At 37.7% G+C, this 12,616-nt stretch carries 9 protein-coding genes and 2 pseudogenes; 2 read left to right on the plus strand and 9 right to left on the minus strand.

What is annotated here, in order from left to right:
- Positions 1 to 67 precede the first annotated feature (67 nt).
- From IPJ83_15895 to IPJ83_15935, 9 genes and pseudogenes are all read right to left on the minus strand, one after another.
- The gene (locus IPJ83_15895) at positions 68 to 3,406 is read right to left on the minus strand and encodes a CRTAC1 family protein (GenBank protein ID MBK7882021.1); all 3,339 of its coding nucleotides are present in this window, start codon (positions 3,404 to 3,406) and stop codon (positions 68 to 70) included.
- Positions 3,407 to 3,438: 32 nt separating this feature from the next.
- Positions 3,439 to 6,309 carry a VCBS repeat-containing protein gene (locus IPJ83_15900; protein ID MBK7882022.1) on the minus strand — a complete coding sequence of 957 codons (2,871 nt, stop codon included), beginning with the start codon at positions 6,307 to 6,309 and terminating at the stop codon, positions 3,439 to 3,441.
- A 25-nt stretch (positions 6,310 to 6,334) separates the two neighbouring features.
- Entirely contained in the window at positions 6,335 to 6,760 is a 426-nt protein-coding gene (locus IPJ83_15905; protein ID MBK7882023.1) for a VCBS repeat-containing protein, read from the minus strand.
- A 45-nt stretch (positions 6,761 to 6,805) separates the two neighbouring features.
- Positions 6,806 to 7,261 (minus strand): hypothetical protein, encoded by a 456-nt coding sequence (locus IPJ83_15910; GenBank protein MBK7882024.1) that lies wholly within the window; start codon positions 7,259 to 7,261, stop codon positions 6,806 to 6,808.
- Positions 7,262 to 7,414: 153 nt separating this feature from the next.
- Complete coding sequence (locus IPJ83_15915; GenBank protein MBK7882025.1) at positions 7,415 to 7,750, minus strand: hypothetical protein; 336 nt, start codon at positions 7,748 to 7,750, stop codon at positions 7,415 to 7,417.
- Positions 7,702 to 8,265 carry a VCBS repeat-containing protein gene (locus tag IPJ83_15920; GenBank protein MBK7882026.1) on the minus strand — a complete coding sequence of 188 codons (564 nt, stop codon included), beginning with the start codon at positions 8,263 to 8,265 and terminating at the stop codon, positions 7,702 to 7,704. Before IPJ83_15920 ends, IPJ83_15915 begins: the two co-directional genes overlap by 49 nt.
- Positions 8,254 to 8,508 (minus strand): annotated as a pseudogene (locus tag IPJ83_15925) (VCBS repeat-containing protein). The gene IPJ83_15920 and the pseudogene IPJ83_15925 overlap by 12 nt, the downstream one beginning before the upstream one ends.
- Positions 8,509 to 9,126: 618 nt before the next feature.
- A pseudogene (locus tag IPJ83_15930) lies at positions 9,127 to 9,771 on the minus strand (VCBS repeat-containing protein).
- A gap of 61 nt (positions 9,772 to 9,832) precedes the next feature.
- Entirely contained in the window at positions 9,833 to 10,621 is a 789-nt protein-coding gene (locus tag IPJ83_15935) for a VCBS repeat-containing protein (GenBank protein MBK7882027.1), read from the minus strand.
- A gap of 601 nt (positions 10,622 to 11,222) precedes the next feature.
- Here IPJ83_15935 and IPJ83_15940 point away from each other — a divergent pair.
- Positions 11,223 to 11,831: a superoxide dismutase gene (locus tag IPJ83_15940; GenBank protein ID MBK7882028.1), complete on the plus strand. Its 609-nt coding sequence runs from the start codon at positions 11,223 to 11,225 to the stop codon at positions 11,829 to 11,831.
- Complete coding sequence (locus tag IPJ83_15945; GenBank protein MBK7882029.1) at positions 11,818 to 12,540, plus strand: copper homeostasis protein CutC; 723 nt, start codon at positions 11,818 to 11,820, stop codon at positions 12,538 to 12,540. The genes IPJ83_15940 and IPJ83_15945 overlap by 14 nt, the downstream gene beginning before the upstream one ends.
- Positions 12,541 to 12,616: the final 76 nt, after the last annotated feature.

The following is a 12,616-nucleotide window of genomic DNA, read 5'->3' on the forward strand; positions in this document are numbered from 1 at the left end:
TTTGTAACGCATGATAAATGATAAACTCAAAAGGTACTTATTGCCATCAAAAGGAGATCCCAGAATATTAATTTCTAGAATTTTCAATTTTAATTAACTGAACATGAGCATTGTTATTGGCCACAACCAATATTGGAGTCCTAAAATAAGTTTTTTCCAACAATACCATATTTTTTGCATCGCCTGGCAGGAAAAGTCCGCTTTGACTTGGGCCAAGAGGTTTAAAGGACCCATCTTTTTGCCCTTTCAAATAAACTCCAACACCAGCATCTGCATTACCAGTCTCCACTTCAGATACCTTCAGATTACCAGCTAACAAGATATCCTTTGTCCCATCTCCATCAAGATCCCTATATATTATACCATTTACAGGTGATATCTGGGCCTCATTAGGAAGTTTGCGAATTGAAAATTTGTTCCCTTCGTTTATTAAAAAAATACTTTCAAATATTTGGGCTTCATAATGTAAGGCGTTTTTTAACATGGATCCATATACCTCTTCAAGTGTAGATTTACCAAATTCATCATATGTCTTAAATTTGTCCAATATGGCTGGCATTTGTTCGCTACTGCATTGTCTTCCTCGAACCGGAAAAAGTCGACCATCTTTTTTATACTGCCCCAACACAATGTCCGATTTACCATTATTGTCAAAATCACCTGCATAAACCTGAAAAGGTCGGTTTAGATTAGTTTTGTATTTATAATTAGTGCCCAAATTGCCAATGATAAAATCAGTATCCCCATCATCGTCCAAATCAGCAGCCTCAATTTTGTTCCACCATCCAGTAGTTTGTTGTAAATTATAATCTTGAGTTCTATCGTTGAGTACTCCCTTTTCATTTATAAAAAAAGTGATGTTCATCCATTCTCCCACCACCATCAAATCTATCAGTCCATCTTTATTGATGTCTGTCCATACTGCATCTGTGACCATACCACAATTGCCTAATTGTTTTGACCATTCTGCGGTCTTATCAAAAAAATGACCTTTGTTGTTTTCTAAAAGATATGATATCCCAGGAAATGGATATTTGCCGGGCAACAATCTTCCACCAACAAATAAGTCTAGGTCACCATCCCCATCAAAATCAGCTGCTTTTACACAGGAGCCAGATCCTTTTATCTCGGGGAGTATAGAGACCTTTTTAAATTGGCCTTTCCCATCATTTTCGTAAACTCTATCTTGGTACATCAAAGGATCATCCCATTCATTGCCCCCACTTACCACATAAAGATCCTGATCTCCATCTTGATCTTTGTCAAAAAAAAGTGCCCCTACATCTTCATATTTACTGTCTGACTGAGCACCTTCAATTATTTTCTCAGAAAATAACCCGCTTGAATTTTGGATGTACAATACCCCATTTTGGCCAGCAGCACCGCCAATATAGAAATCCTCTGCGCCATCGGCATCAACGTCTGCAGCTGCTATGCATGGTCCAAATTGAGACATTTTGTGTGGCAACAAAATTTGCCGTTTTCTAAAATCATCGTAATCATTTTCCCTATGGATAAAGTTTACACCCAGTTGATTGGTTATATCCGTAAAAAGATGATTGTCCGCAGAATTTCCAAAATTTTTCTTTACTCCGGTGGAGATATAGTTGACGGTGAGAATCTGATCTATTTCAGGATTGCTAATTTCCTGAAAAGTTCCATCAGACCATCTGATACGAAGGGTTTCAATTTTAGAGTCTGCACCCAATCCAAAATATAATCCTTCATCCACTACTGTTTGATACCCTCTAGTAGTGATATATTCTAACCATTGTGAACCCGATTCAGTCTTTAATTCAAGCATTGCATTAAACTTAAATGCGCTTTTGGGAGCTTTCAGCACCACTTTTAGAAAATGATAATTGGATCTTTCAATTGCATTATTCTTGTATACCAAAGCCGGATCATCAATATTATTGACCACTAAATCAGCATCCCCATCATTGTCCAAATCTCCATATGCTGCTCCCGAAGAAAATCCTGAAAAATTCAAATTCGATTCAGAAGATTTATCTAAAAAAGTTAAATCACCTTTACCCTCATAGTAAAAATTAGGAATCCTGGTAGATCCCATGGATTGATTTTGTTGCCTCAAAAACCTCATAATTGACTCAGTGGCTTCACCCTTACTTTGCATCTCAGTCGCATGTTTAATCATGGGTTTGAAAAAATCTTTATTCAAAAAATCTCTATAATATCCATTTGAAATAAATATATCCTTATTTCCATCAAGGTTAAAATCGTTCAGAAGGATACTCCAACTCCAATCTGTATTATGGATGCCACTCATCTGCCCAATTTCTCTAAATGTTTTATTTCCATTATTCAACTGAAGCATATTTCGCATATATGCAAAATGATAACCCATATTAAAATATCTCCAAAAACGCTCTATGTCCATAGAGGCCATGTTCACTTTCTCACGGTAATTATCTTCTGCAAGCATGTCTAAAACACATAAATCCAAAAGCCCATCATTGTTAATGTCCGCTGCATCCAATCCCATACTGCTCAAACTCGTGTGATTCAAAGCTTGATAGACAATATTCTTAAAAGTGCCATTCCCAAGGTTTTCAAAAAAATAATCTGGTTGCTCATGGTCCACAGAAATATAAATATCCGGCAAACCATCTCCTGTAAGATCAGACGTAACTACACCAAGTGTCCAACCATAAGTTAAAACTCCTGCATCGTTAGTAATATCTTTAAATTTTCCCCCATCATTTCGGTATAAATGACAGGAATACTGAGGTACCGGATTTTTAAAATATTTGTAATGTACTGCTTCGCCTGCTATTCTGTTCTCCGGATGATTACCTACAAATAAATCCAAATCACCGTCCAAATCAAAATCAAAAAAACTAGCCGTAATACTATATCCATTATCATTTATTCCATATTCCTTAGCTTGTTCTAAAAAACCTAGTTTCTTGTTATTTATAAATAATAAGTTTTCTCTTTTTTCCGGTTCATTGGGATAAAATGACCGACATAAATATAAATCCTGATATCCATCATCGTTAAGATCTGCCACAGCCCCTCCTGTAAACCATCCATTGTACTTTGCAATCCCAGAACTTTGAGTGATGTCTTCAAATTTAAGTCCTCCTTTATTCAAATAAAGTTTATTTCCGACCAAATTGCCTGTCAAAAGAATGTCCGTAAGCATATCATTATTCATGTCAAATAAAAGTACACCACCTCCATTAAAAACATTGATGTACTCCATAGGACTTGGAAGAATAGAAGGATCCAATTTATTTACAAAATCAATTCCAGTAACTTCTTTTTTTAACAACTCAAACGGTATCAAAGATGGATCGGCAGCATTTCTATTTTGCTTAAAGTTTTGACATGAGCTGATTAGTAAAAGTAGAATAGGTAAAAAATATTTTAATTTACACATAGTTTGCTTTTAAAGTACTTGCCAGTTACAAATTATTTCAAATTTTTAAAAAACAAAGCTGCATTATTATTGATTCCAACCAGTATACAGGGCTTATTATTAACCTTAATTGCTTTTAAATCTTTTACATCAAAAGGAATAAAAAAACCAGATTCTTGAGGACCTAAGGCTCTAGAAACTAAATTGTTTCTATCTCCTAAAAATAATAATCCAACCGATGCATCAGCTCTCGTGGTTTCAATTTCAGCATTAAAAAGATTTCCCCCAATCATTAAATCTTTATAACCGTCCAAATTAAAATCTTCTGATACAATTGCCTGTATAGTTGAAAATTGGGCCAGATTGGGGAGGAATATGATTTGAAATTTTCCACCTTCATTTTTTAATATCACACTCTGAAACATAGTCGCTTCATACTTAAGTCCCTTATCCAATCCCTCTCCATATATTTGCTTAACATTGGCTTCAGAAAAAGAAGAATAATTTGCAAATTTTTTCTCAATATCAGGGACTTGTTCTGAAGAGCACTGCTTTCCACGCACTGGAACAATATCTTCTCCATTGTATTTTGCTAACACAATATCATAGGTTCCACTGTTGTCATAATCATCACAATAAACCATAAAGGGTTTTTCAGGACTAGCATGAAATTTATAATTTAATCCAAGATTTCCCAATACAAAATCAATATCCCCATCACTATCAAAATCAGTTGATATAATTTTATTCCACCACCCGGTAGTTTGCTCCAATCCATATTTCTTAGGGTCCGCTTTAATCAATTTATTTTTTTGATTCTCAAAAATCGTAACCGGCATCCACTCACCAACAATTACTAAATCCTTTAAATTATCTCCATTAACATCTTCCCAGACTGCCGAACTTACCATCCCAATTTCTTTTAGCTCAACGGCTTTATCCTCTGTAACATCCTTAAATCTCCCACTACCGGTATTTTCTAAGAAATAACTTCTTGGTGGATATGGATATTTATCTGGAATGGTGCGTCCACCTCTGAATAAATCAATATCTCCATCTCTATCAAAATCACAAGAAACCACACAAGAGCCGCTTGAAGAAATTAATGGTAATCGTGAAATATCTTTAGTAAAATTTGCATGTCCATCGTTGAGATATAATCTGTCCTGATATATTGGATGGCCTTCCACAAACTCTGTACCGCCACTCACTACATACAAATCCAAATCTTTGTCTCCATCAGCGTCAAAGAAAATACTTTGCATATCTTCATAATCCTTATCCTTTTCAAAAATGGGAACAACCTTTGCAATAAAATGCCCTGAGGCATCCTGGGTATAAAGTTGCCCTGGTTGACCGTGAGCTCCACCAATATAAAAATCTTCTCTATCATCTCCATCAACATCAGCCACAGAAATAAATGGACCCAATTTACTTAATGAATGTGGAAGCAGAACCTGTTTTTGATAATCATCAAATAGATTTTCTCTATGGATAAAATTTGGGGAAATAAATTCTCCTGTACTTTCAGCAAATACCGGATTGTATTGTGGCACTTCTGTGGCTAGCTTTTGGCCAGTTTGATAAACTATTTCCATAAGTTTATTTACTGGAATATTAAATTCCTCTACTGTAGTGTAGTCAGGCCACTCCACTAACAACCTGTCTATCTTCTGAATATTTCCTAAACCAAAATGTGCAATTGGTTCACTAGACGATAAATATCCTCTAGAAGTTTTAATTTGTACATATTGTTGTTGATCACCATAAAAAATACTGACTTTTGCCCCTAAACCAAAAGTGTTTTTTGGATCTCCAATGCATTTAACTCTCAGATAATTCTGCGTCTGGTTGATATTATTCTGATATAAAAAGGCAGGGTCATCCACATTATTCACCACCAGATCCAAATCTCCATCATTATCCAAGTCGCAAAATGCTGCACCGTTGGAAAAACTTGGTTGATCCACTCCCCATGTTTTAATCATTTTTTTAAAAGTAAGATCTTTCTGATTTTTATAAATGTAGTTGGCTAGTTTAACGGATGGCAATTTACCCAATACCTCTTCGGTACTTTTAACTACATTGTTGTTTTTCTTTAAGTAATCTGCAATCTCCTTATTAGTATCACGATCATAAACATCTCTTCGATAACCATTGGTGATATAAATATCTTTAAATCCATCATTGTCCAAATCGTTAATTAATGCCGCCCAAGACCAGTCTGTTTTATCTACACCTGCCAATTGACTAATATCGGTAAAAAAACCGTTGCCAAAATTATATTGTAAAGCATTGTGCATATATTGATCCTGAAATCCCAATGCCTTTAGTTTTGCGAAAAATTCTGGTTGCATTGCAGGCATTGTTGTCTTTGATCTTTTGTAATCATCCGGACGCATTTCTACATTTAGTATTTCTTCAAACCCATCATTGTTAATATCCCCAAAATCAACCCCCATGGAATAAAAAGGAACATGATTGGTAAGTGATTTAATCATCTCCTTAAAAGTACCATTTCCATAATTAATATACAAATAGTCGTTTTCAGTAAAATCATTGGCAATATATAAATCCTGATAACCGTCTTTATTTAAATCACCTGCAACCGCACCTAAACCATAGCCATAATTTGGAATAAATCCTGCTTCATAACTGACATCAGTAAAAGTCAAATCTCCATTATTTCTAAACAACTTGTCAGATACCAATGGATCAAATGCTGTACCATTCAACATTGCCTTTTTCTTACTCACTATCTCATCCTCAAAAATACCCCACTTTTCAGGTCTATTATCAACGTACAAATCAAGATCACCATCATTATCATAATCAAAAAAAGTTGAAGTTATAGAATAACCATTGTCTGCTAATCCATACTTTTCAGCTTGGTCTTCAAAAACAAATGAACCCTTATTGATCAAAAGTAAATTCTTGTTCTCAGGAGTATTATGAAATCCCCCTGCAAATATAAAGATCCATCAAACCATCACAATTGATGTCAACTGTTGAAACCCCATTGTGCCATCCTTTAAAATTCTGTATCCCAGAACGTCCAGAAACATCTTCGAACTTAAAATTTTTTAAATTTTTATATATCCTATCGGGTACTTGATTCCCAGTAAAATAAATATCCTGCCATCCATCGTTGTCAAAATCTGCAATCGCTACACCCGCTCCATTGTAGATGTAATTAAATGTATAAAGATGTTCTGTTGGGGTCTCCTTAATTGTGTTGTTAAAATCGATTCCTGATTGTTTAGATTCAATAAAAGTATACAATTTTCCATCAAATTCCTTAGTTTCCTTTTTACAGGCCACCATCAAAAAAATCAAAACAAGCAATTGGATTCGACAAGAATTTATTAAATGCATAATTAACTTTTATTCTACTTAAGTAAATAAATAATCTCAGAATCTTTATTCCGTTTTAGTAAAATATTTTCTTAACACAGCCTCTGCTTCTGGTGTCATTTCTGAAACTACCGCTTCTTTTGGAGATCCATCTTCGCCAAGATAAAACTGCACAAATTTTAACACCTCTCCTGTGCGAAAATAATTGGTATCAACAACGTTCCCTTTATGGTCTTTCCAAACAAAATTGCTAAATGAAAATCCAGGTTTTTTGGGTAATTCGGCCATTTCTGCAACATTTAATTTTCTTAAACCAATTGGTTCATAAACACCCGGAGGGGTAGGAACCATCAGACTGTCTAAATTAGAAGCATCGGATTTGGATGCAACATCTTGCTTGGAATTACATGATGTGTTTAAACTCAAACATAAAAAAATAGGTATAGATAAAATGGATAATAATGGTCGCCCCAATTTATAAATGATACTGTTGAAAAAATTGATTTTAATAAAATTATTCATGGTAAATATTATTCTATTTGACAATAAAATTAGATTGTAGTAATTCATTATTATTCGCCGTCAATATCACATCAGCCCCTTTAAATTTTAACAACTTCATTTTGCGTACATCCTTATTCAGGAAAAATCCTGATTGCATGGGGTGAACAAACTTTAATTCTCCCCCTTTTGGACCAACATAATACCCCCTATTCCTGCATCACTTCTTGTGGTCTCTACCTCACGGTCGTGATAGTTTCCGCCGTAGGCAATGTCCTGAATGCCGTCTTTGTTAAAATCATACAAAACAAAATCATTCACAGGCGCAATTTGTACTTCTGCCGGAAATGCCCTGAAACTAAATTTGCCTCCTTCGTTGATAAATACACCACTTTCAAACATTTCCACTTTTCGGATCTGCACCTGGTCCAACTTCCCATCCAATACTTTTTCTATGGGTTCTACGGCAAAGGACTCATAATTCTTATATTTCTCTGCAATGAATGGCATCTGCTCACTGCTGCATTGCCTGCCCCGTACCGGATAAACTTTTCCATCTTTATCGTAAGATCCCAAATAAGTATCCCAACTTCCATTTTTATCAAAATCTCCCAAATAAGCAAAAATGGCTTGTCCACAGAAGCTTTGAACTTGGTATTCCAACCAAGATTTCCGGCTAATAAATCTGCATCTCCATCCTGGTCAATGTCCGAAACAGACAAAACATTCCACCAACCACCTGTATTTTTTAATCCCCATTTTTCAGATTGATCCTGCAATTTGCCATTGACATTGAGTAATATTTTTACCGACATCCATTCGCCTGCAAGGGCCAAATCCATCGCGCCATCTTTATTAAAATCGGCTGCCACAGCAGCGCTAACATTACCAAATTCTCCGGCCATTTCAGGACATACCGTTGAGGTTACTTCCTTAAATCTGCCGCCTTCATTCAACAGCACATGGCTACCCAGTAGTTTACCATACTTCCCTGGAACCAATCTTGCTCCCAAAAACAAATCCATATCCTTATCTGCATCCAGATCAAACACAGCGACGGCTCCTATACTCTTGCGCAGAGCCGGTAACCTGTCTGTAGCATCTGTAAATTGACCGGCACCCTGGTTGAGGTACAGGTGCGTCTGGTAGGCAGCAGACTGATCAGGAAATTCATTGCCTCCTCCCGCCACCAGCAAATCCTGATCGCCATCTCCCTCAGCATCAAAAAATACAGCGGCGACTTCATCGCAACTTTTATTTTTTTCCATCGGAGTTCCTGGAACCTGATCAAACAATGCCCGCTGATTGGCAACCAATAATTTTCCACCGGACCCTACTGAACCTCCAAGATAAAAATCTTCATTCCCATCTCCATTTACATCTGCCACCGCCAGCGCAGGCCCCAGGCTGGACAGTTTGTGGGGAATGAGTATCTCTCGCCTGTAATCATCGTAATCATTCTCGGTGTGACGAATGTCTTTTGTCAACTGATCCGTGACTTCCACGGTAAATGGAGCTTTGGATTCAGGACCCAGGGCTACTTTAGAACGTAATTCAGCCTCTTTTTCTTTGAATACCAGCAGCTGATCAACCTTGACCTTGTATTTTTTGATGGTGGCTCCTGAAGGCCACCTGATGAGAAGACTATCTATCAGGGTGTTTTGCGCCAGGCCAAAATGCAGGACCGGCTCACTGGTAGACATGTATCCCCTTACATTGGTGAGTTCAGCCAATTGCATTTTTCCCTGCGTATAAATTACGGCTCGTGCTCCAAAACTTTTCAGATTCTGACCATTTCCTTCCAGTTTTATCCGTAAATAATGTCTGTCATCGAACTTTTCAGCATTGTTTTTATAAATAAAGGCCGGATCGTTCATATTATTCATGATGAGATCCAGATCCCCATCATTGTCGAGATCTGCATAGGATGCTCCCTGAGAAAAACCAACCTGATCCATCCCCCAACTGCGGGTCACATTTCCAAATTGAAGATTGCCTTCATTGCGGTACATGTAATTCTGAATTTTTACCGAAGGTGCCTGTCCAATCAGATCTAGTACCTTGGTTCGAATCAGAGGTTTTAGTTTTGGATTATTCAAACTGTCATGATAAGACAGGAATTTTTTACTAAAATCTTTATTGCGGATATCCCTGAGATAGCCATTGGATATAAAAAGATCCTTCTCTGCATCGTTGTCAAAATCGCTGAAAAAAGCGGTCCAGCTCCAATCGGTTTTGGAAACACCCGCCAATTGAGCGATCTCGCTAAAAGACCCATTTCCGTTGCTTAATTGCAGTGCATTGAACATGTACTGATAATGATTTCCGTCTTTTACCATCTGCCAGAATCGCTTAGGATTCATACTGGCCATATTGGTTTTGTTGCGGTAATGATCTTCCGCCACCATGTCGGCCGTTACCACATCCAGCCATCCGTCATTGTTGAAATCGGCCACATCTGATCCCATGCTGAATTGGCTCATGTGTTGCAAGCCAAGCTTGGCCAAATCGCGGAAAGTACCGTTCTGCATATTGATGTACAGATTGTCCGGAAAATCATAATCATTGGCCATGTAAATGTCCGGATACCCGTCATTTGAAATATCTCCAATCGCTGTACTGAGCGTAAATGCAATGTTTAAAAGGCCGGCTTCCTTCGTGATGTCTGTGAAGTGATTGTTTCCGGTATTCTGGTACAGGTGTGAGCTGTATTGATTGTCCATCGGGACATCGCGTTTTTTGGTATTCATTGATGACCATCGGCTGATTGATCACCAGGACGTCGAGATCTCCGTCCACATCATAATCAAAAAAGGCTGCATGTATGGAATAGCCCGAATCGTCCAGCCCGTAAGCCTTTGCCTCCTCCTTGAAACTCAGATTTTTTTGGTTGACGTAGAGTTTATTTCTTCGAAGCTCAGGGTCTTCCTTAAGGTGGCAGGAAATGTAAATGTCATCATATCCATCTGCGTTGACATCTGCTATGGTAACACCGGCGGACCATTCGGCCCCTCCTTCAATTCCGGCAGAGGCACTGATGTCCTCAAACTTAAAATTTCCCTTATTCAGGTACAATTTGTCTTTGCCTTGATTGGAAACAAAAAACAAATCAAGCAGATCGTCATTGTTTACATCCAGAACCGCACATCCGGCACCATTGTAGATGGATTCAAAAAATACACAATTGTAATGTTCATCTTCCACCAAATCATTGGAGAAACTTACTCCGGTCTCTTCAGGTTTCAGCAAGGTGAATAAACCATCTACATTGGCCATGGATGCTGCAGAATCCGGTGTGGATAGATTCATTGCTTCCTTTTTACCACAGGAAAACAGCAGTAAAAGCAGACTTGACAGACTGATGATGTGTAGGAATTTCATGTATTTCCCGGATTGGTTTATGCATTTTAAGCTCTGTTGGTCAAATAGAGCTTTAAAATAGCCCGCAAAGTTAAGCATTCAGGCGCTTAAATGAGTGTATTTGTATAAAATTAACGTTCATATTGTGCATTATACACATATGTTAATTTTAATATATTTAAAGAATTTATAAAGAAAACATTAGTTTTAAATGAGCCGATGACACGATTTAGTATTGGCGATTGATATAGCTCAGTTTTATATATTTTTAGGTAATTTATCAAAATCATAAGACTAAACTAACTAAACCCTAGACTTCTCATTCCCACCTAAAACCAATAAAAAAAATAAAACTTCACAATTGCCCTATGAACTCTGGTCGAATAGCGCATTTTAAAAAAATGAAGCAGTATAAAATAGCACTTACCCATCTCGCCTTTGAATGGAATCTCATGCTTGGAAAGTGACTTAAAATTATTTCTATTCACTTCATCCACTATGAGAAACTGTCATTTTATTGACACTTATCGCAAATTTTAGATATCTTCAAGGGTTCATTTCTTTCAACTAAAAGCTTTCGCTTTTGTTGTAGATGCATTGTTCACCAATAAAATAATATCCTATGTCTTTTGTCCTCGCTGATTTGCCTTATCCACCGCAATCCCTCGAACCTCATATAGATGCCAGAACCATGGAAATACACCATGGAAAGCACCATGCTGCATATACCAATAATCTCAACAATGCCATAAAGGATACTCCATTGGAGCAAATGTCCATTGAAGAAATCCTTAAAAACCTGGACATGAGCAACATGCCTGTTCGCAACAATGGTGGGGGATTTTATAACCATAATCTGTTCTGGAACATGATGTCCCCAAGAGGTGGCGGTTCTCCAAGAGGCGTAGTGGCAGATGCCATCGATGCCAACTTTGGCAGCTTCGAAACCTTCAAAGAAAAATTTACCCAGGCAGCCATTACAAGATTTGGTTCCGGATGGGCCTGGCTTTGCGTGCATCCCGGAGGAAAGTTGGAAATTTGCTCTACCCCAAATCAGGACAATCCCCTGATGCCCAATACAGGCTGTGGTGGTGTTCCGGTACTTGCGCTTGATGTCTGGGAACATGCCTACTACCTGCATTACCAAAACAGACGACCTGACTATGTACAGGGCTTTTTCAATGTGGTCAACTGGGAAGAAGTAGAATCCAGATATCTTGCCGGAAAATAAAGATCTTAAACCTGTTTTTGAACTTTGTACCGCAAGTGTACAGGCGGTTGAATTGGCCGCTGTTCATCAGCTCAAGGCCATAGAACTTTGTACCGATCTGCATTGCGGTGGCGTTACCCCTTCTATGGGATTGGTTCGATTTGCCAGAGAAAAATTCTCCGGCGAACTGGCAATTTTAATCCGTACCCGACCAGGTGATTTTGTTTATTCTCCCTCAGAAAAAAGGATCATGCTGGACGATGTAAGAAAATATGTGGATTTGGGCGTGGATGCATTTGTGGTGGGCGGGCTGACTGCTGAAGGTCTTATAGACGAGCCTTTCCTGGAAGATATAATGACAGTGTCATGTGGATTGAATCTTTGCTTTCATAAAGCCTTTGATGAGCTGACGGATCCAATGAAGGGTCTGAACACCTTGATTGATTTTCAATGGGACAGAGTGCTTACTTCAGGAGGCGCCGCCAATGCAAGTCTGGGAATTCCTCAATTAAAAAAACTAATTGATCTTGCTGAAAACAAAATATGCGTGATGCCCGGAGGAGGCATTCGCAGTACCAATGTCCTAGAAATTATAGAATCCACCGGATGTTCAAGAATTCATGCAGCTTTGCGAAAAGAAACCATTTCGAATCCGAGCATTCAATATCAACCACTGAATGCAGACCTTCCAGATCAGGAAGAACTCCTTAGATTTTTAAAATACTTTTGATTTTTAAAAATAGAAAACTGCATTTGGCTTCAGCTTAATTAATTTTCTGCATTTCTTAAATCCCTTTTCGAGGCCT

This window comes from Candidatus Vicinibacter proximus (assembly GCA_016713905.1).
GTDB lineage: Bacteria > Bacteroidota > Bacteroidia > Chitinophagales > Saprospiraceae > Vicinibacter > Vicinibacter proximus.